This is a genomic window from Methylotenera sp. L2L1 (assembly GCF_000744605.1).
Lineage (GTDB): Bacteria > Pseudomonadota > Gammaproteobacteria > Burkholderiales > Methylophilaceae > Methylotenera.
The window spans coordinates 1,582,426-1,603,458 of record NZ_JQMG01000001.1 but is presented as its reverse complement, the minus strand read 5'-3'; the positions used below and the strand labels follow the sequence as shown (position 1 = coordinate 1,603,458).

Annotated in this window: 20 protein-coding genes; 8 read left to right on the top strand and 12 right to left on the bottom strand. The window is 42.3% G+C overall.

Features of this window, described 5'->3' with window-relative positions; translation table 11 throughout:
* Positions 1-363: 363 nt before the first annotated feature.
* The 4 genes from FG24_RS07690 to prfB form a co-directional block, all read right to left on the bottom strand.
* The gene (locus FG24_RS07690; protein WP_036302350.1) at positions 364-1,023 is read right to left on the bottom strand and encodes a DUF2490 domain-containing protein; all 660 of its coding nucleotides are present in this window, start codon (positions 1,021-1,023) and stop codon (positions 364-366) included.
* A 136-nt stretch (positions 1,024-1,159) separates the two neighbouring features.
* Entirely contained in the window at positions 1,160-2,620 is a 1,461-nt protein-coding gene (locus FG24_RS07685) for a porin (protein ID WP_036302349.1), read from the bottom strand.
* Between the two features lie 197 nt (positions 2,621-2,817).
* Entirely contained in the window at positions 2,818-4,368 is a 1,551-nt protein-coding gene (lysS, locus tag FG24_RS07680) for a lysine--tRNA ligase (RefSeq protein ID WP_200876881.1), read from the bottom strand.
* Position 4,369: 1 nt separating this feature from the next.
* Positions 4,370-5,474, bottom strand: a protein-coding gene (prfB, locus tag FG24_RS07675; RefSeq protein WP_152553396.1) for a peptide chain release factor 2 whose coding sequence is annotated in 2 segments (ribosomal slippage) — positions 4,370-5,392 and positions 5,394-5,474 — 1,104 coding nt in all. Because the reading frame shifts where the segments join, the coding sequence is not laid out codon by codon here.
* Positions 5,475-5,760: 286 nt separating this feature from the next.
* On the opposite strand from prfB, the gene FG24_RS07670 reads away from it, so the two are divergent.
* The 6 genes from FG24_RS07670 to pstB all read left to right on the top strand — a co-directional run bounded on the left by FG24_RS07670 (position 5,761) and on the right by pstB (position 11,396).
* A complete protein-coding gene (locus tag FG24_RS07670; protein ID WP_036302346.1) occupies positions 5,761-6,417 on the top strand; it encodes a DUF47 domain-containing protein in 657 nt (218 codons plus the stop codon).
* Between the two features lie 10 nt (positions 6,418-6,427).
* Positions 6,428-7,426, top strand: a complete 999-nt coding sequence (locus FG24_RS07665; RefSeq protein ID WP_036302345.1) for an inorganic phosphate transporter — start codon at positions 6,428-6,430, stop codon at positions 7,424-7,426.
* Positions 7,427-7,589: 163 nt separating this feature from the next.
* A complete protein-coding gene (locus FG24_RS07660) occupies positions 7,590-8,591 on the top strand; it encodes a PstS family phosphate ABC transporter substrate-binding protein (protein WP_036302344.1) in 1,002 nt (333 codons plus the stop codon).
* A gap of 96 nt (positions 8,592-8,687) precedes the next feature.
* Positions 8,688-9,635 carry a phosphate ABC transporter permease subunit PstC gene (gene pstC / locus FG24_RS07655; protein ID WP_036302343.1) on the top strand — a complete coding sequence of 316 codons (948 nt, stop codon included), beginning with the start codon at positions 8,688-8,690 and terminating at the stop codon, positions 9,633-9,635.
* A 1-nt stretch (position 9,636) separates the two neighbouring features.
* On the top strand, positions 9,637-10,572 hold the full coding sequence (pstA, locus tag FG24_RS07650) for a phosphate ABC transporter permease PstA (protein ID WP_036302342.1): 936 nt from the start codon (positions 9,637-9,639) through the stop codon (positions 10,570-10,572).
* Between the two features lie 44 nt (positions 10,573-10,616).
* The gene (gene pstB, locus FG24_RS07645; protein ID WP_036302340.1) at positions 10,617-11,396 is read left to right on the top strand and encodes a phosphate ABC transporter ATP-binding protein PstB; all 780 of its coding nucleotides are present in this window, start codon (positions 10,617-10,619) and stop codon (positions 11,394-11,396) included.
* Positions 11,397-11,530: 134 nt separating this feature from the next.
* Here the strand turns inward: pstB and FG24_RS07640 are convergent, their stop codons facing one another.
* Complete coding sequence (locus FG24_RS07640; protein ID WP_036302339.1) at positions 11,531-12,745, bottom strand: glycosyltransferase; 1,215 nt, start codon at positions 12,743-12,745, stop codon at positions 11,531-11,533.
* Between the two features lie 170 nt (positions 12,746-12,915).
* On the opposite strand from FG24_RS07640, the gene FG24_RS07635 reads away from it, so the two are divergent.
* Positions 12,916-13,767 carry a zinc dependent phospholipase C family protein gene (locus FG24_RS07635; protein WP_036302337.1) on the top strand — a complete coding sequence of 284 codons (852 nt, stop codon included), beginning with the start codon at positions 12,916-12,918 and terminating at the stop codon, positions 13,765-13,767.
* Positions 13,768-13,824: 57 nt separating this feature from the next.
* On the opposite strand, the gene FG24_RS07630 is transcribed toward FG24_RS07635, so the two are convergent.
* The 5 genes from FG24_RS07630 to rlmE all read right to left on the bottom strand — a co-directional run bounded on the left by FG24_RS07630 (position 13,825) and on the right by rlmE (position 19,657).
* Entirely contained in the window at positions 13,825-14,361 is a 537-nt protein-coding gene (locus FG24_RS07630; RefSeq protein ID WP_036302336.1) for a phosphatase PAP2 family protein, read from the bottom strand.
* Positions 14,362-14,597: 236 nt separating this feature from the next.
* Entirely contained in the window at positions 14,598-15,953 is a 1,356-nt protein-coding gene (gene glmM / locus FG24_RS07625; protein ID WP_036302335.1) for a phosphoglucosamine mutase, read from the bottom strand.
* Positions 15,954-16,005: 52 nt separating this feature from the next.
* Positions 16,006-16,845: a dihydropteroate synthase gene (gene folP, locus FG24_RS07620; protein WP_036302333.1), complete on the bottom strand. Its 840-nt coding sequence runs from the start codon at positions 16,843-16,845 to the stop codon at positions 16,006-16,008.
* Between the two features lie 209 nt (positions 16,846-17,054).
* Positions 17,055-18,953, bottom strand: a complete 1,899-nt coding sequence (gene ftsH, locus FG24_RS07615) for an ATP-dependent zinc metalloprotease FtsH (RefSeq protein ID WP_036302332.1) — start codon at positions 18,951-18,953, stop codon at positions 17,055-17,057.
* A gap of 83 nt (positions 18,954-19,036) precedes the next feature.
* Positions 19,037-19,657, bottom strand: a complete 621-nt coding sequence (gene rlmE, locus FG24_RS07610) for a 23S rRNA (uridine(2552)-2'-O)-methyltransferase RlmE (RefSeq protein ID WP_036304086.1) — start codon at positions 19,655-19,657, stop codon at positions 19,037-19,039.
* A gap of 72 nt (positions 19,658-19,729) precedes the next feature.
* On the opposite strand from rlmE, the gene yhbY reads away from it, so the two are divergent.
* On the top strand, positions 19,730-20,038 hold the full coding sequence (gene yhbY, locus FG24_RS07605) for a ribosome assembly RNA-binding protein YhbY (RefSeq protein ID WP_036302331.1): 309 nt from the start codon (positions 19,730-19,732) through the stop codon (positions 20,036-20,038).
* 59 nt (positions 20,039-20,097) lie between these two features.
* Here the strand turns inward: yhbY and FG24_RS07600 are convergent, their stop codons facing one another.
* On the bottom strand, positions 20,098-20,535 hold the full coding sequence (locus tag FG24_RS07600; protein WP_036302329.1) for a DUF4149 domain-containing protein: 438 nt from the start codon (positions 20,533-20,535) through the stop codon (positions 20,098-20,100).
* Positions 20,536-20,549: 14 nt separating this feature from the next.
* Positions 20,550-21,032 (bottom strand): transcription elongation factor GreA, encoded by a 483-nt coding sequence (greA, locus tag FG24_RS07595; RefSeq protein ID WP_019897722.1) that lies wholly within the window; start codon positions 21,030-21,032, stop codon positions 20,550-20,552.
* Position 21,033: the final 1 nt, after the last annotated feature.

The following is a 21,033-nucleotide window of genomic DNA, read 5'->3' as shown; positions in this document are numbered from 1 at the left end:
ATTAAGCATAATAAATTCGAAGTACGCACTTTTACAGTGCGTAAATTGTACAAACTGGTGCGAAATAATGATAAATGGCGGTAGATTTGATGCCAAAAATATAGTGATGTTTGGCACGATGCATGGAGAAAATGATTACTCTAAGTATTTGTATAGTATGGATTTAATAAATCAAGACACTATTAAGCCGTATCGACTATCAGTTAAGCGTGATTTAGTTAAAACGTGTACTAGCTTAAATACTAACAAAATAGCGGCTTGAAGTGATAACGCTTATTATTAAATTGAAGCGTTACAGGCATTAGAGTGCGGTTATTACTGCATCAATGACCGCCTATATAGATAGATTTGTTCAGTTAAGTTCTAAAATGAAAAATTGAGGGTGGTTGAAAGTACATGATTCACAAGATCAGCTTGTTTAGTTTTAACATACTGATTTAAATAACCTATCTCCAATTTCGTATCTGGATAAAGCGCCCAATTTCCGCCTAAAAATGCACGGTTTTGATCGAAGCCTTTTTGTGCACCATAATCGGTATTATTAAGATTGATAAAATACTCATCGTAAAACACCCAGCTCAATTTGAAATGAACGCCAGATGGCGTCACAACTCTAAACATTTGTCTTAACTTATGCCCCGTGTCATCAGAGTTTTCAATAAACCGCTGCTCCAAACGCGTGCGACTTTGTATCGAAACATTGTCAATAGGTGCAAACTGATATAGGTATTGCTGCCATACACGATGCTCATCAAATGCAGATTTACCTGAAGGGTCTGTTACTACATAGGCATAGCCTGCCCACAGACTACTCTGCTCAGTTAATTTATAATAAATTGCAGGACGTAATAATGTTTGGTCTAAACGCGAACCCTCTTCACGCCACCGTGGCTGTAGCTCCATATACCAGCGCAACTTATCGATACCTGTTGCCCCATTTGCCAGAATATTAAGCCAAACACGCCCATCTTCAACACTCTCTGCATAAGCATGCGTATTGCAAAATATAAAGATGGTACTCATTAATAAACTATACTTTAAGAAATCCCTCACAACACCACCTTATAAAAAAACCACCTTAAACATCTAAGGTGGTCATTTTAGAACATCGAACTTAAATTAAAAATTAATTATGGATTTTTAAATATCCAAAATTATCCTAAAAATTATACTGTAACTGAACGCGTAGAGCATCCGCGTTAAAAGTTTCATAATCCGTTCTGTTTGGGAACTCTGGATTAGCTGCACCACTTGAGTTTGTAACTAAGTTAGTTCTTTTCATTCTGTGGTAGTAAGCAACAAGCTCTACTTCAGGTGCGATCTGCCACTCTGCACCAACTTCCCAATCATTAACATGATTTTGAGCAGCGTTACTTTCTGCTTTATTATAACCATCAAAGTACTGCCATTTAATAAATGGAATTAATGTACCGTTTGTATCTAAGAATTTAAAGTTATCAATTTTATACATTGCCTGGATATATCCACCATTCAGGCTTTTTTCTTGAATCTGATTAGCTTGTATATCCAAACCAGGTGTTTTACCCCAGTTCCACTCAGCCTGTAGACCAAAAGGCTGCGGATACATCATAAAACTTATACCAACACGCTCGTCTTTGATACCATTATTGCTACCGTTTGTGAAATTTGTAGCATTTGTAGGTGTGACTGTCTCAAGTGCACCACTAGTAGGGTTTCTTCTGCGATAGGCGCCAGTTGAAACTGGCACATACTCACCCCTGTAAGCTTGAATGCCTGCTTCATAAATCTGGCCTGATTCAGTTTTCCAAGGGTGTGTGTAACGTGCCACCGTGTGGTAATTGTCATTACGATCGCGGTTATTAGCCCCTTGACCATTGTAAAAACCAAAACCAAATTGACCATAATCGCCTGAGTGTTTTAAGCCCAATTTACCAATCTCTTTAAACAACTCCTGAGTTGCTAGAGGCGTATAGTAGTAAAAAGCACCTAAATCACGCTCATCTTTTAACGCACTGTTTAAGGCATCAGCACGATCTAATGCTAAACGATTTTGAGATGACTGTAAGTTTTCAAAACCATAAGGAACTTTTGATTGACCAACACGAATACGATGCACGTTATCTTTTGTTAATTTTAAATCACCATAAGCGTCACGCAATTGCGCGAAGTTTCCACTAACTTGTCCTGCGCCAGCTGGAGTACTGGCAAAGTCAGGTTGGATGTAGTAGTACAAACGCTCACCAATATCACCAAATAAAATAACGCGTGCTCGACGAATTAAAAAGTTTTTATCTTGGTCACCATTAGAGCGGTCATCACCCACTGAACGGTCTGAAAACAAGTTAATACCTTCATCGCCACCTAGCATTGTGGTATTACGTACTTGTAAGTAACCACGTATATTCACTGCGCCACCGACTTTACCAGAAGATATTTTCTTTTCTTTTTTTTCTTGAGACTCGACTTCGCCAGCACGTCCCTTGGTAAGCAATGCACCTTCTTCTTCAGTTAATACACCTTTAGTCACCAATGCATTCACAATATCAGTAGTAGAGTCAGCTGAAGCGTGCTGTGCAAGACCTAACATAAGTGAACCTGTGATAGTCGCTGCCACCAAGCTACGTAATTTGTAGTTCATTTAAATTTCCTCTTAATTTAATAATTATTTACTGCGTTTTTTCAACAGGAGGAATTTTGCGATAGATGTATGACAGTTTGATGACAGAACTATATTTATAAAAATAAATGAGCCATATGTTGTATTTTTACAACAAAAAAAACCCCGACTAGCATTCACTAATCGGGGCCTAAATAAAAACAAAAGTTTTTTAGATTTTAAGCTTCTGGGCGCATATGTGGGAATAGAATAACATCACGAATACTTGCACTATCCGTAATCATCATCACTAATCGGTCGATACCAATACCACAACCACCTGTAGGCGGCATGCCGTATTCAAGCGCACGGATAAAGTCAGCATCGTAGTACATGGCCTCAGCATCACCCGCCTCTTTGGCTTTCATCTGCGCTTGAAAACGCGCAGCTTGGTCTTCAGCATCATTCAACTCACTAAAGCCATTAGCGATTTCACGTCCTGTCACGAACAGCTCAAAACGCTCAGTGATTTCAGGATTATTGTCTGATGAGCGCGCTAAAGGCGACACTTCAACAGGATAATCAATAATGTAGGTAGGCTCCCACAATTGGCTTTCGGCTGTTTCTTCAAACAATGCCAATTGCAGTGCGCCTAGACCTGCATGGTCAAATGGCTTGGTGCCGAATTTCAAGATTTCTGCACGTAAGAATGCAGCATCGTTCAATTGTTCTAAAGTATATTGCGGTGCATATTTTTGAATTGCGCCCACAATCGTCAAGCGTTGGAATGGTTTACTTAAATCTAGCTCACGGCCTTGATATTGCAACACGGCTGAGCCTGTCGCTGCAATCGCAGCGGTGCGAATACAACGCTCAGTAAAGTCCATCAACCATAGATAGTCGGTATAAGCCGCATAAAATTCCATCATGGTAAATTCTGGATTATGGCGTACGCTCAAACCCTCATTACGGAAGTTACGGTTAACCTCAAACACACGCTCAAAGCCGCCCACCACCAAGCGCTTTAGATACAACTCAGGGGCAATACGCATGTACATTTGCATATCTAGCGCATTGTGATGCGTAATAAACGGCTTAGCTGATGCGCCACCTGGAATCGGGTGTAGCATTGGCGTTTCTACTTCTAAGAATTGATTCTCCAACATAAAGCTGCGAATCGCTGACACCACTTTACTGCGTGCGATAAAAGTAGCGCGTGTTTCTTCAGATACCATTAAATCTACATAGCGTTGACGGTATTTAACCTCTTGGTCTTGCAAGCCATGAAACTTCTCAGGCAAAGGACGTAGTGATTTAGTCAACAGGCGCAACTCAGATACTTTGATTGAAAGCTCACCCGTTTTAGTTTTAAACAACACGCCTTTAGCCGCAATAATGTCGCCTAAGTCCCAGTGCTTAAATGCCTCGTAAATAGCCTCACTATTTTCATCTGTGAAGTTATCTTTAGAAACAAACAACTGGATACGGCCAGTGCTATCTTGCACAGTGGCAAAACTGGCTTTACCCATCACGCGCTTTAACATCATACGGCCAGCAATGCTCACATGCACGGCTCTAGGCTGAAGCACTTCATTCTCAAAGCCGCCAAATTCAGCATGCAATGCTACTGCCTGATGATCTGGTTTAAAGTCATTAGGAAAAGCGACGGTGCCATTTAACTTAGCATTTTCACGAATCGCTTTTAATTTCTCGCGGCGCTCTGCAATCACATGATTTTCATCAACTGCAATCACTTCATTATTTTGTTCATTATTTTGCACGTTACTCACACTACACTCCCTGCTTCAAACTTTCGGTAATAAATGGGTCAAGGTCGCCATCCAGCACGCCTTGCGTATTGCCAATTTCCACACCAGTACGTAAATCTTTAATACGTGACTGGTCTAACACATAAGACCTGATCTGATGACCCCAACCAATATCGGTTTTGGCATCTTCAAGTGCTTGTTTTTCTTGATTGCGCTTATTCAACTCTAGATTATAAAGCGCACCCTTCAGCATGTTCATCGCCTCTTCTCGGTTACGATGTTGCGAACGGTCGTTTTGACACTGCACCACAGTGTTAGTCGGAATATGCGTAATACGCACCGCAGAGTCCGTCTTGTTAATATGCTGACCACCCGCACCGCTGGCACGATAGGTATCGACACGTAAATCCGCAGGGTTGATGTCAATTTGAATCGAATCATCTACCTCAGGGAATATCTGCACGCTGGCAAAACTGGTGTGGCGCTTAGCATTGGAGTCAAACGGTGATTTACGCACCAAACGATGCACGCCATTTTCTGTGCGTAAAGTACCGTAGGCGTAATCGCCAGAGACTTTAATCGATGCGCCCTTAATACCAGCAACATCCCCTTCTGACTCTTCCAACACTTCAACTTTAAAGCCTTTACGCTCGCAATAGCGTAAGTACATACGCAATAGCATGTTTGCCCAATCTTGCGCCTCAGTACCGCCACTGCCTGACTGAAACTCGATGAAACAGTTAGCGGAGTCCAACTCGCCAGAAAACATTCGTCTGAACTCCATCTCGGCGATTTGCTTTTCCAATGCTAGAGAGTCGTGCTCGACACTTAGTAAAGTATCGTCGTCATTTTCTTCACGCGCCATCTCAAACAACTCTTGCGCATCCTTAAGCCCAGATTGCACATGCGTGAGTGTCTCTACAACCATCTCTAGCCCACGCTTTTCTTTACCTAGCGCCTGACTTTTGGCATTGTCATCCCAAATTTTCGGGTCTTCCAATAACCTATTGACCTCTTCTAAACGCTGGCTCTTAGTCTCAAAGTCAAAGATACCCCCGAAGAGCTAGGTTACGCTCGCCTAAATCGCCTAAACGATTAGCAATAATATTGAGTTGTTCTGCTTCCATAATGCTTACGTGTTGCTAAAAAACGCCATTATACAGCAAAGGCTTATCACGCCATATTGCAGGATTAACGAGTACTTACGCTCCATAAAACCACAAGGTATTATCTGCGCCTAAATACTCTTAATCATTTCAATCAAATACAACATTATTGATGACATTCAAAAAAGTTCCATTAAATACATATAAATACTCGCAGATTTCGGCCTAGACGGTTAAACTTGCAACATTAATAAATTTTTAATCTAAAAGTAATAAACTTGTAACAAATTAGGGAGCTTCAAGAATTATGGCAAATGCTGCATTTGGTCGCTTAATGGCGGCAATCACACCCCGTAATGACAATTATTTTGTACTATTTAACAACCTAGCGGACTGTGCTGTAAAAGGTTCTAAGGTACTAGCCATGATGGCGGCCGTGAGAGACAGCGACAAATTCGACGAACACTTCGCTGAAATCAGAAGAATTGAATCTGAAGCGGATGAATATACAAAAGAAATTTTACTCTCCCTACATAAAACATTTATTACCCCATTTGACCGCCGTGAAATTCGTGAACTGGCGATGGCTTTGGATGACATTATCGACTACATGGAAGCTATCCCACAAAGTGCACAAATCTACGGCCACTCTAGCTTCACCCCAGAAATGGTGGCACTAGCACAAATTCTGTTACGCGCTTCTGAGAAAGTTCGCGAAGCCGTAAACATGCTTTCAGACATGAAAAATGCTGAAGTCATTTTACGTACCTGTTCAGAAATCAGTAGTATTGAAGGCGAAGCTGACCACGTGATGCGCTCAGGCATGCACCGCTTGTTTGCCGAAGTTGAAGATGCACGCACCTTAATCCGCTCAAAAGAACTCTACGACTTATTTGAAGAAGCTGTTGATAGCTGTGAAGACGTTGCAGACGTGATCCATGGCGTTGTACTTGAACGCATTTAAGGGGTAAACAATGGATCACGCAATTCTCATCATGGCGTTGCTCGTGGTGGTTGCCCTCATATTTGACTTTATGAACGGCTTCCATGATGCAGCTAACTCCATTGCGCTGATGGTTTCTACGCGTTTGCTTACACCGCAAGCTGCCGTAGCATGGGCAGCATTTTTTAACCTCATCGCATTCTTGTTCTTTGGTTTGCATGTGGCAGATACAGTAGGTAAAGGCATTATTTCAAAAGATGTAATTGATAATGCCGTTATCTTTGGTGCTTTAAGTGGCGCAATTACTTGGAACGTCATCACTTGGTGGTTTGGTATTCCATCATCTTCATCACATGCGCTGGTTGGTGGTTTGGTAGGTGCTGGTGTGGCTAAAGCAGGCACAGGCTCTATTGTCGCAGCAGGCCTCACTAAAACTTCAGTAGCAATTATTTTGTCACCCTTATTCGGCATGCTATTAGCATTAACATTAATGGTGATCACGCTATGGGCTTTTGAAAAAGCATCCCCATACCCAACAGAAAGAAGATTCAATAAATTACAATTTATCTCTTCATCGCTTTATAGTTTAGGCCATGGTGGTAATGACGCCCAAAAAACTATGGGTATTATCGCCGTATTGCTGTACGCGAACGGTTATTTACAGGGCGATTTCCACGTGCCATTCTGGGTAGTGATTTCATGCCAAGTGGCAATGGGCTTGGGCACGCTATTTGGTGGCTGGCGCATTGTACGCACCATGGGTATGGGCATTACACGTATTCGTCCATCTGGTGGATTTTGTGCGCAAACATCTGGTGCAATTGCGCTATTCTCAGCAACGGCGCTGGGTATTCCAGTTTCAACCACACACACCATCACTGGCGCTATCATTGGTGTAGGTTTGTCTCGCCGCATGTCCGCCGTGCGTTGGGGCTTAGCTTCCAGAATCGTTTGGGCATGGGTGCTTACCATTCCATGTGCGGGTTTGATGGCTGCCGCCGGTTATCACTTAGGCCGCACATTTATGTAATCATTTACATGCATATGTTGGTGCTGATTGTAAAAAAGGGCTCAATTCGAGCCCTTTTTTTATTGGGCTATTTTACTAATTTAATTTTTGTCATTATATTGTCACATTAGGTTCATATGATATGTACAGTTTAACAACTGACTACTCTCATAAGGAGCAATAAATGCAATACCAGTTTACCAAATACTCATCAATTGCCGGTTTAGTTGCATCATTATTTGCACTACCGACTATGTCAATGGCTGCTGAGAAAATCGTTAAAATCGATGGTTCAAGCACCGTTTACCCAATCACAGAAGCAGTTGCTGAAGAGTTTCAAAAAGCAACAAAAACAAAAGTAACCGTTGGTATCTCAGGTACTGGCGGCGGCTTCAAGAAATTCTGCCGCGGTGAAACCGACGTGCAAAATGCTTCACGCCCTATTTTGCAAAAAGAAATTGATGCTTGTAAAGAGGCTGGTGTACAGTTTATTGAACTGCCAGTAGCTTATGATGCTTTGACCGTGGTCATTAACCCACAAAATGATTTCGCAAAAAAAATGACCGCAGCAGAACTGAAAAAACTGTGGGAACCAGCGGCACAAGGTAAAGTAAAAACTTGGAATCAAGTAAACCCTGCATGGCCAAACATGCCAGTAAAACTATTTGGTCCAGGTGCTGACTCAGGTACTTTTGACTACTTTACTGAAGCAATCGTTGGTAAAGCAAAATCAAGCCGTGGTGACTTCACTGCTTCTGAAGATGACAATGTCTTGGTTAAAGGTGTGGTAGGTGACAAAGGTGGCTTAGGCTATTTTGGTTATGCTTACTACGAAGAAAATCAAGATAAATTAACAGCTGTTGCGATTATCGAAAAAGCTGGAAAACCTGCTGTATTGCCTTCTAAAGCATCTATTGAAGATGGCACTTATCAACCATTAGCACGTCCTATCTTTATTTACGTGAATGCAACGGCGGCAGCTTTTAAACCAGAAGTTAAAGCATTTGTTAACTACTACCTTGAAAATAGCAAACCACTCATTGAAGAAGTAAAATACGTTGCACTACCGGCTAAAGAGCAAAAAGCAGTGATTACTCACTGGAAAGCACTTAAACCAGGTACTGGCTTTGGTGGAAAATCTGAAGTTGGTGTAAAAATTGAAGAGTTACTAGCACGTATTAAATAGTATGCTTAACTGACACTTGTTTGAAATGTGCATTTATTGATGCATTTCTTACAAGTGTCGTTTTACAAATAATATAAACTGGCTGGTGTATATAACGTGAATACGGTAACCCAAGTGTTGAATAACCCATTAACCCCTCAAATCAGTGACCGCTTATCTAAGAACTTCAATCGCCACTTAAAAGAACGGGTAATTGAATTCATTTTAATGCTGGCAGCATTCTCTGCAGTATTAACGACTGCCGCGATTATGGGTATTCTATTATATGAATCTTATGGCTTCTTTGAACATGTCTCTGTAACAGCGTTCTTAACCGACACAGTGTGGACGCCATTATTTGAAAACCCACGCTACGGCATCTTACCGTTAGTTTCTGGCACAATCACCGTGACAGGCGTTGCGCTGCTGATTGCGGTGCCAATTGGCACAATTAGTGCAATCTACCTTTCAGAGTTTGCATCACACCGCGTGCGCGAAACAGTGAAACCAATTCTAGAGTTACTCGCAGGTGTGCCAACCATTGTATTTGGCTTTTTTGCGTTGCTATTTATCACACCACTTTTACAAAAAATAATGCCAGGCTTGCCAACTTTTAATATGTTGAGCTCAGGCATCGTGATCGGCATTATGATTATTCCATACATCGCATCACTATCTGAGGATGCCATGCGTGCAGTACCAATGAGCATGCGCGAAGGCTCTTATGCCATGGGTGCGACGCGCTTTCAAACGGCAATTAGGGTGGTAACCCCTGCCGCGGTTTCCGGCATTGTGGCCGCTTATATTTTAGGTATCTCACGTGCAATTGGTGAGACTATGGTCGTAGCAATCGCCGCAGGCCAACAGCCAAACTTAACATTTAACCCGATGGATGCTGCTGCCACGATTACGGCTTACATCGTACAAGTAGCGATGGGTGATTTGCCGCACGGTAGTATTGGCTACCAAAGTATTTTTGCAGCCGGCTTGGTTCTGATGCTGATGACACTGACGCTCAATATTATCGGCCACATTACACGCAAGAAATATAGCGAGAGATATTAAAATGAACAATCATCAAACTAAAAACCTTCATGAAGTGCGTGCCATGATTCATCGGCACAAGCTCAATGACTATATTTTCTCTATCATTGGCTTATTGTGCTTAATGGTCGGTCTCATCACACTATTAACGCTGTTTATTGATTTAATCCTTCAAGGCTATCCTAAGTTATTATCTTTAAGCTTCTATACAGACTTCCCATCACGCCGCGCCTCTAGTGCTGGGTTATTATCAGCATTAGTTGGCTCATCGCTGGTTATGTTAGTGACTTTCTTATCGGCAGTACCGATGGGCGTCATGGCTGCGATTTACCTTGAAGAGTACGCACCAAAAAATTGGTTCTCAGATCTGATTGAAATCAACGTATCAAACTTAGCTGCGGTGCCTTCTATTATTTACGGCTTACTGGCACTTGGCTTATTTGTGTATATTCTAGACCTAGGTCAAAGTATCATCACAGCGGGTCTTACGCTCGGTTTATTGATTTTACCTGTCGTGATCGTTGCAACCCGTGAGTCAATACGTAGCATCCCGATTGCGATACGTGAAGCAGCTTACGCTGTGGGCGCAACCAAGTGGCAAGTCGTATATGACCACGTCATTAAATACTCTTTCGGCGGCATTCTCACTGGTGTCATCATCGGTATGGCGCGTGCTATTGGAGAAACTGCACCGATCATTACCATTGGCGCACTGACATTCATTGCATTCTTACCGCCATCGCCAGTGACTACAGCAGCACCGTTCCTTAACTTTGACTGGCTATCATCAGGCTTCACCGTATTACCGATTCAGATGTTTAGCTGGTTATCACGTCCAAGTGAAGCATTCCATGTTAACGCAGCAGCAGCAGGTGTAATCATCATCTTAGTCACGCTCATCATGAATGGTTTCGCCATCAGAATGCGTTACAAAATGCGTAAAAACATTAAATGGTAGTGCACGACTTATCTCTATATTTATCAACAGGAATCTAAATTCTCATGATGACATCAATTACACCAGTAAAAGCTGAAGCACGTAACCTCAGTTTTTTTTATAACGGTGGACACAATGCAGTAAAAAACGTTTCTATGCCTTTGTATGAAAACAAAATTACTGCGCTGATTGGACCGTCTGGTTGCGGTAAATCTACATTTTTACGTTGCTTTAACCGTATGCATGATTTATACCCTGGCAATAAGTATGAGGGTCAGATCATCATGCATCCTGATGACACCAATATTCTAGAAAAAAATGTAGACCCGATTGAAGTGCGCATGCGCATTAGCATGGTGTTTCAAAAACCGAATCCATTTCCAAAATCTATTTACGAAAATGTAGCTTACGGTTTACGTGTGCGTGGTGAAAAAAACAGACGCGTGGTGGATGATAAAGTAGAAGAGGCATTAAAAGGTGCTGCACTGTGGAATGAAGTAAAAGACAGATTGCAAGACCTAGCCTTCAATTTATCAGGCGGCCAGCAACAACGTTTATGCATTGCACGTGCATTGGCAACTGACCCTGAAATCATGCTGTTTGATGAGCCTACCTCAGCATTAGACCCAATCGCGACCGCTAATATTGAAGAGTTGATGAGTGAGTTACGCAACAAGCTAACAATTCTTGTAGTGACCCACAACATGCAACAAGCCGCGCGTGTTTCTGATTACACGGCCTATATGTACTTAGGCGAGCTGATTGAACATGGTGAGACTGACCGCATCTTCACACGCCCTACCCGTAAAGAAACTGAAGATTATATTACTGGTAAATTCGGCTAACTAGCTTTATCAGATGATTGATAAGTATAGTTAAATAATACTCACCAAATCGACTAGTTTCCCAAATAATAAAGGCCAACATTGTTGGCCTTTATTATTTAGCGCCGCTTACGCTAGCGGGTACAAATTAGCTTTTAATCAATCACAACATGTTTCTGAGAAATAGTTAGCTGGCTACGCTTATTAGCAGCGGCTCTAGCATGCATAATCTCGGCGTAAAACTGCACCATCCGCTCTGCCTGTATTGATGCAGTCCACTTAGCAAGCACATAAGCGCTGGCGCGCTGCCCCAGCTCAAATCGCTCCTCAGGGTACATCAATAAATGCTTCACTTTATCAGCAAATCCAACAACATGATCAGGTGCAATCAGTGCGCCCTCGCCATTCACCAATATTGACGCAGTACCAAGCTCAGCAATCGCTACAACTGGTGTGCCTTGTGCCATGGCTTCCAGCAGTACAAGACCTTGTGTTTCACTTTTTGAGGCAAACACAAATACATCTGCAGCCTGATAACAAGCATTTAGCTCACGTTCACGATCTAAATAGCCAATAAACTTAACGTTATTCGAGATGCCGAGTTGCTGTGTCAGTTTATGCAAACTTGCCTCAGCTGGCCCCTCACCGGTGATCACTAGTAATACATCAGGCACTTCTTTAACTAACACATTCGCCATTTCGAGCAAGAATGCAATATTTTTTTCAAATGCCACTCGACCTACATATAAGAGCATGGGTCGCTCTAAAGGAATCCCGTACCTTTGTCTAAACACCTTACCATCAGCAGCCTTAAAGCTCTGCATTTGCAAACCTGTGGGGACCACTTCAGCGCTAACATTTACGCCATAGCCTCGTAGTACATCGAGCATGGGCTGGGATGGCGCAACAATCGCATCGACAGCATTACATTGCCGCTTAGAAATCATTCTAGCCATCCCACGTGCCATTGGTTTTGGTATCCATGGCAAGTAATGATGTAAGTAATCTTCAAAAAATGTATGGTAAGTTTCCACACATGGCACATTTAACTCGCGCGCTAATTCAAGCCCCAAATAGTGAGCCACAAAAGGAGTATGCACATGCACAATGTCATATTTTTCCCGACGTAATCCTGGTAGGCGTTGCATTGCCTCTCCATATTTCATTAATTTGTCTTCAGGGTCAAAATAAATGCTGCGTGCTGGTATGCGTTTGATCCAAGATTCATCTTGAGAGGAAATGCCATAGTCTGGTGCGATTAAATGTACTTCATGTCCTAAGCCTTGCATCTGCTCAACAAAGGTTCTAATTGAAGTTGATACGCCATTGATACGTGGAAAATATACATCAGAAATGAATAGTATTTTCATATGTGTTGTTCACCTATCTGTTAATAAATTCTATTTCGTCATCAACAATATAAACACGCTATATGACAGTTTCATGAATAACTATAGATAACCAGACCTGATTATCCGCTACATAAAAACATCATCACAATGTCATATTAGCATCACATCTCATTGGCACAGTGGCCGGTATGCAAATACCAGCCTTCATCAAAAAATACTACTGGTGGCTACCATGTTGTGCATATTCAGCTGATGCAAATGCATGGGGACTATTTACCCATCTTTATTTTGCGCAATCATTATTATGGGCTATGCCATTATTAGATCCTAAATTGCAAAGGGCGATTAAAAAATTCCCAGATCTAGTCATGGCTGGTGCATGTATTCCTGATTTGGCGCTGATTCATCAACATTTTAAAAAAACCCATTTATGGGGAAATGCACACCAGCTAATCAATGCCGCAGAATCTGACGAAGAAACTGCGATAGCAATCGGCTATGCAAGTCATTTATATATCGATGTGATTGCACATCATCATTTTGTACCAGCACATGAAGCTATGTGGTTTAAAAATACGATGTTCACCCATATTACTTCTGAATGGGCAATGGATGCGTATTTAGCACCACTGCTAAACACCTCTCCCCATGCTTTGCTCACAAAGCACAGCGTTATCATGACGAGATTTATTTCAGCGCACTTTAACTGTGATGAGCATATCACTAGCACCGCAATTAAACGCCTAGCATTGGGTGATAGGTTATTAAGAAGCATCAAGCTACCGCAGCTGATTCACAGAGTTGCACACTTGATTGACCGGCAAGTTAACAACAACTTTATTTACTACGTAGCAAAAACGCAGATGGCGTTGGCTGATATTGGTAAAGTACTTAACGGAAGCCAACCGGCTTATGAAGCTGAACTGAAGAATGTCAGCATAGATGAGTTAGAACTCTGGCGCGAAGCTTGTTTAAATCACTTACGTCAAACACACCCACAGCCTGTGCAATACTTCATTAAACCAAAACACTTGTCATGAATTGGTGACTAAAGCATACACCAAAGATGTGGTATATGACTAAATAACCAAGTATAACTAAATAACTAAGAAAGATAGCATCGCTAACGCTACGCCTATCGCAGCACCAGCTAATACATCGCTAGGATAGTGCAATCCTAAGACAACTCGTGATAACCCAACCATCAGCGTAAAGGGTACCAATACAAATGACAGTTGAGGGTAGTAACTTAAAGCCACCGCACTAAACACAACCGCGTGTAAGGTATGCCCTGATGGAAAACTAAATTTATCAAGTGGCGTCCCGGTTAACCAGATATCCTGCCTAACTTCATATGGCCGTGGGCGCAGAGTTTTACCTTTTAACCACTTATACAGCAACGTACCAGATAACCCTGCCAACCCCATATGCAACACAGGGACCAAACCATCGCTGCCTTTGATAAGCAAGATTGTCATCATCAGCACGTACCAGAACACACCATCACCTAATCGGCTGGCTATTCTAAAACCATCACGCACTAGTTTATATCGGCTTGTATGATTAACTGCTACACATACATTGCTATCTAACTGGTGCATACGATTTAAATACAATCGCATTCTAGATGTCATCATTCACCTCCAATGTTAGTTAAACTGGAGCTAGCTTGTCATTGGAATATGAAGAATTGATGAAGAATAAATGAAGCTTTGTTGAATTGAACACAAAAATACGATGCTCAACTCAACAAGCTAGTGAAACGATTAAACACATGGTTAGCCGTAAATTAGGCCTGTTTAGCTAGATTGTCCTAACGTTACCGTGGTGACCTACTAAAGCCAATAAAACAATAAGCACAAACAGTAGGCTAAGATGCAACTTGGTTAACTACATCAGCGATAGCTTGGGCTAATGCTTTGACTTGTACCTGATTTTCACCCTCTACCATCACACGAATCTTTGGTTCAGTCCCTGAAGCTCTCAACAAAACACGACCTGAGTCTTTTAATTCTACCTCGGCCTGCTTCACCGCATCTTGGATCAGCGCATTATTCAAATCAATCTTCTGCTTAGTGGTCACGTTAATTAACACTTGTGGGTAAAGCGACAAACCAGCACCCAGCTCACTTAATGTTTTTTCACTCTGAATCACCGCATGCAACACTTGCAAGGCTGCGACAATGCCATCCCCACTACTATGTTTATCTAAGGTTAAGATATGCCCAGAGTTCTCACCACCTAATTGCCAGTTATTTTGGTTCAGCAGTTCAAGTACATAGCGATCACCTACTTTTGCACGGGAAAAAGGAATATTCATCATGGCAAGTTTATGTTCCAACGCTAAATTCGTCATCAGTGTACCAGCTACGCCACCCTGCAATACACCAACCTGCTGACGCGCTGCAGCAATAATATAAAGTAACTGATCGCCATCTAACAATCGCCCATCATGATCAACCATCATCACTCGGTCACCATCACCATCAAAAGCAATTCCTAAGTCGGCCTGATGCTCCACAACCGCTTTTTGTAGCGCTTGTGGATGGGTAGACCCTACTTTTTCATTAATATTTAAGCCATCAGGGTGGTTGCCGATGACAACAATTTCCGCACCCAGTTCATGAAACACTGGAGGAGCCACATGATAAGTAGCACCATGCGCGCAATCCAAAACAATTTTTAATCCACGTAAATCTAATTGGTTAGGAAAGGTACTTTTACAGAACTCAACATAACGGCCTGCTGCATCATCAATACGACGTGCCTTACCGAGCTTAGCTGATTCCATCACCTGCATTGGCTCGTCAAGCGCAGCCTCAATTGCATGTTCAACATCGTCAGGCAACTTGGTACCCAGACTTGAGAAGAACTTAATGCCGTTATCGTAATAAGGATTATGTGATGCAGAAATAACAATACCGGCCTGCGCTCTCAACGCACGCGTTAAATAAGCAACTCCTGGTGTTGGCATAGGCCCTGTCAACAAAACATCTACACCCGCTGCTGATAAACCTGCCTCCAATGCTGCTTCAAGCATATAGCCAGAAATTCGAGTGTCTTTACCGATTAACACCGCAGGGTGTGCGCCTTTAGCTAAATGACTATCAATACTGGTCAGCACGCGTCCTGCCGCATAACCTAAACGCATCACAAACTCCGGCGTAATTAATGCATCTCCTACGCGCCCACGAATACCATCTGTACCAAAGTATTTTTTACTCATCACTATCTCTTCCAAGCACTTTCTTTAAAGTATTTGCTAACACATGTGCAAATTAAACTGGCATCACAGCCGTCACAACTTTCAGTGCATCAACTGTCGCTTTAACGTCATGTACACGCACAATCTTAGCACCCTTCATTGCAGAGATTACCGAAGCGGCAAGACCGGCATGTAAACGTTGCTGCTCATCGCCACCTGCAATTTTCCCTAATACGGATTTACGTGACAATCCTACCAGCAAAGGCCTTCCAATAGCGCCAATCTCAGTCAAATGCTGTATCAGTGCAATATTATGTGCCGTGGTTTTTCCAAAGCCAAAGCCAGGGTCTAACACGATACGATCTATCGCAATTCCAGCCGAAGTCACTATATGCATTCTATCAGTTAAAAACTGCAACACTTCACTGACAACGTCCTGATAGCTTGGTGCTAACTGCATGGTTTGTGGCATGCCTTGCATGTGCATCAAACACACACCAACATCACTATTAGCGACTATTTCAATGGCGTCATCTTCTTGTAGTGCACGCACATCATTCACGATATCAATACCTGCCGCAATCGCTCTACGCATGACTTCTGGCTTATAAGTATCAATCGACAGTGGCACGGTTGAAACCGCAGCTAACGCCTCAATGACAGGCATTACTCGTCTTAACTCTTCATCCAGACTCACAGGGGGGGCACCTGGCCTTGTAGACTCGCCACCGATATCCAAAATATCAGCACCTTCTGCAATTAACTCTAAACCATGTGCTATCGCTAGATCAGTGCTGGAATATATACCGCCATCAGAAAATGAGTCAGGCGTCACATTAACAATTCCCATCACGTGAGGGCGATTTAAGTTAAGCTGGTATTTACCGCAATTAAATTGATATTGAGTTTGCATATGCTAATTATACTGAATCCTAATAAAAGCCGTTAGCGCGTAAAACCAATCACTCACAAATCCAGATAGGTAGTTAAGCCTGAAGACGCATCAAGCCTGCTGGAGTTATGCAAGATTCTGGACAATAAAAAAGGCTAGATACGTTCTAGCCTTTTTTTAAAGATTACGAAGTAATCAACTTACATTAACAACTTGGAATTAGTATCCCATTAGGTGTTTGCGCTATGCTGAGGCGCTCCTGTTGGTGCTGCACTTGGTCCAGAGGAGCCTGCATCACTAGCCGGCGGCACTTTAGCTTGCCTAGGCTTAGGCTCTCTCACAGGCTCACCAGCCATGATGTCATTGATCTGATCAGCATCAATGGTCTCGTACTCTAACAAAGCAGCCGTCATTGCCTCAACTTTATCGCGATTATCTTCCAGCAACCTACGCGCAATATTATATTGCTCATCTAAAATACGGCGAATCTCAGCGTCAACTTTTTGTTGGGTCGCTTCTGAAACGGTTTTAGAGCTCATGCTGCCAAAAAATGAATCCTGCTCACTTCCGGTATAGACCATGGTGCCCATTGCATCACTCATACCATAACGTGTCACCATGTCTCGCGCCAGTTTTGTCGCACGCTCAAAGTCGTTTGACGCACCTGTAGACATTTGATGCATAAAGATTTCTTCTGCAATACGGCCACCAAACAAAATAGAAATCTCTTCCAGCATCTTGTCTTTGTAGTTACTGATACGGTCAAATTCGGGTAACTGCCAAGTTAAACCTAATGCCCAACCACGCGGCATAATCGTTACCTTATGGACAGGGTCAGCTTTTGGTAGCAATTTAGCAACCACTGCGTGACCAGACTCGTGGTAAGCAGTATTACGACGCTCATCTTCACGCATCACCATGGATTTACGCTCAGGACCCATGAAAATCTTATCTTTAGCATCTTCGAAATCTTGCATATCTACAGTACGCTTGTTACGGCGTGCCGCAAACAATGCAGACTCATTCACAAGGTTTGCTAAATCCGCGCCACTAAAGCCAGGGGTACCGCGTGCCAAGATATCCGCTTTTACATCAGGATCAATCGGCACTTTACGCATATGCACTAATAAAATCTGCTCACGGCCTTTAATATCCGGCAAGCCTACCATCACTTGACGGTCAAAACGACCTGGACGTAACAACGCTTTATCTAATACATCAGCGCGGTTAGTAGCCGCAATCACAATCACGCCAGAGTTAGCTTCAAAGCCATCCATTTCAACCAGCATTTGGTTCAGTGTTTGCTCACGCTCATCATTACCACCACCGGTACCGGCACCACGGCTACGACCAACCGCATCAATCTCATCAATAAAGATGATGCATGGTGAATTCTTTTTAGCAGTTTCAAACATATCACGTACACGTGACGCACCAACACCCACAAACATCTCTACGAAATCAGAACCTGAAATTGTAAAGAAAGGAACTTTAGCTTCACCAGCAATCGCACGCGCCAGTAAGGTCTTACCTGTACCTGGCGGGCCCACCATTAATACACCACGTGGAATACGACCACCTAGCTTCTGGAATTTCGACGGATCACGCAAAAACTCTACCAGTTCAAATACCTCTTCTTTTGCCTCATCGCATCCTGCGACATCAGCAAAAGTAGTGTGATTATTACCTTCATCTAACTGGCGGGCTTTACTCTTACCAAAAGAAAATGGACCGCCACCTTTACCGCCACCTTGCATTTGGCGCATAAAGAAAATCCAAACACCGATGAGTAAAATCATAGGGAACCATGACACAAAAATACTCATGAGCAATGACTGCTCTTCTTCAGGTTTAGACTCAACCGCTACATTGTATTTAAGCAGGTCAGACACTAACCATGGGTCAGAAGGTGCGTAGGTATTGAATTTTTTACCATCTTGGGTAGTACCGCGCAAAACACGTCCATCAATTTGCACTTTAGCAATGCGCCCGTCTTTAACGTCTTGAATAAATTGTGAATATACAATTTGGTTGTCTGCGTTACCTTTAACGCCAGACAAGTTAAATACCGCCATCAGTATCATGGCGATTGCTAACCAAATAGCAACATTCTTAAACACGTTGTTCAAAATCTTTATCCTTTTATCAACAACTATTACGCTTAAATTTCTTAAGTATTTTAGGTCTTACAAAAGCAGTTTAACCCAATTTTTTAAGGTTTACGACCTATTCCTAGCAAATAAACTTCACTGCTTCTATCACGCGATGCTTTTGGCTTACGGGTCACTACTTTATCAAACATTTGACGCATATTTTGCAAAATTTCTTCGAAACCTGCACCTATAAATACCTTGACCAAAAAGTTTCCACTTGGTTTCAACCATTCTTTACTAAAATCCAGTGCCAACTCTGTTAAATAGGCGGCACCTGCTTGATCTACATCTTTCACCCCACTGATATTGGGGGCCATATCTGCAATTACAAGGTCTACTTTCACATTATTTAATGTTTGTTCTAACAGCCTAAGCACAGACTCTTCACGAAAGTCACCCTGCAAGAAGGTCACGCCACCAATTGGACTCATGTCCAATATATCAAGTGCAATCACTTTCCCCTGCCCTTTTAAACGCTGAACAGCGACTTGAGACCAGCTACCTGGCGCAGAGCCCAAGTCCACGATAGTCATGCCTGGCTTGATTAATTTATCTTTATCGTCAATTTCCATTAACTTATATGCAGCGCGCGCACGATAGCCATCTTTTTGCGCAAGTTTTACATAAGGGTCATTTAGATGCTCTTGCATCCAAGCTTTACTGGTACGTGTAGGTTTCATCGTTGATACTTTGCCATCCAATAAACATTGCTTCGTGTTAAAATAGTTAACTAATTAATTCTGTTAAAAAATATGAAACTAAGTACCAAACAAATCGCGCACCTACGAGGCCTTGCTCATAGCTTAAACCCAGTTGTCATGATAGGCAATAATGGTTTAACGGAAAATGTAGTTAAAGAAATCGAACTTAACTTAAACGCTCATGAGCTCATTAAAGTGCAAGTGGCTGGAGATGACCGTGTAGCACGCAAAGCTATGTTTGATGAAGTCTGCAAACTAACTAATGCTATTGCAGTGCATCACATTGGAAAACAACTGGTATTTTACCGCACAAGTAGCACGATCAAAGAAAGTGCTAAAGTAGTAATTCCTAAACTTTAATACATCCGGCCTGTTACAAAAAGCAGGCCGTATCGTTTGAAATAGTCAACAATTAAGCACTAGCGTGCTTTTAGCACCATCACGACTGCAAGCACACATTCAAACACATAAGCTAAACTGGCAACACCATGCCAGTTTCTAAACCTGTCCGCAAATACACTCTGCATCACATCTGCTGGAAATGCCTGAGATTTCAATCCCTCGAGAATTGGCTGAATACCAAAATGGCCAGCCAACACTAACAGCAACATCACAAAAACAGCCCAAAAGAATGACTGTTTAAGCGCTGACGTACCAAACTGCACTAAGCGATGAATCAGCAAATAAAAAGCACTGGCAAAACCAATGTAGGTCACAACATTAAATAACTTGCCGGCAAGACTACCTGCCAACTGCTTATCTTGAAGACTATCAAACAGTACATATGCACTCATGCCGGTGCTCCACAAAGCACCTGCCCATAAAGCAATTAAAATCAATGATAGTCGATAAGCCACTGTCGTCACCTTATTTAAATGTACAGTACATCTAGTACTTCATACTCTTTTACGCCACCAGGTGCTGAAACCTCAGCAATATCTCCTGCAGACTTGCCAATTAAACCACGTGCAATTGGTGAGCTCACAGAAATCTTACCATTCTTAATATCGGCTTCATCTTCACCAACAATTTGATAAGTTTTATTATCGCCTGAATCTAAGTCTTCAATATTTACCGTTGCACCAAACACAACACGGCCTTCTGCATTCAATGTTTGCGGGTCAATTATTTGCAAGTTTGATAGTTTTGCCTCTAGTTCAGCAATGCGTCCTTCAATAAAACTTTGACGTTCTTTTGCTGATTCATATTCTGCATTTTCTGACAAATCACCCTGCGCACGCGCTTCAGCAATTGCCTGAATGATATTTGGACGATCAACACCACGTAAACGCTGTAATTCCTCTTTTAACAATTCTGCACCGCGAATAGTTACCGGAAATTGACTCAATGCCATA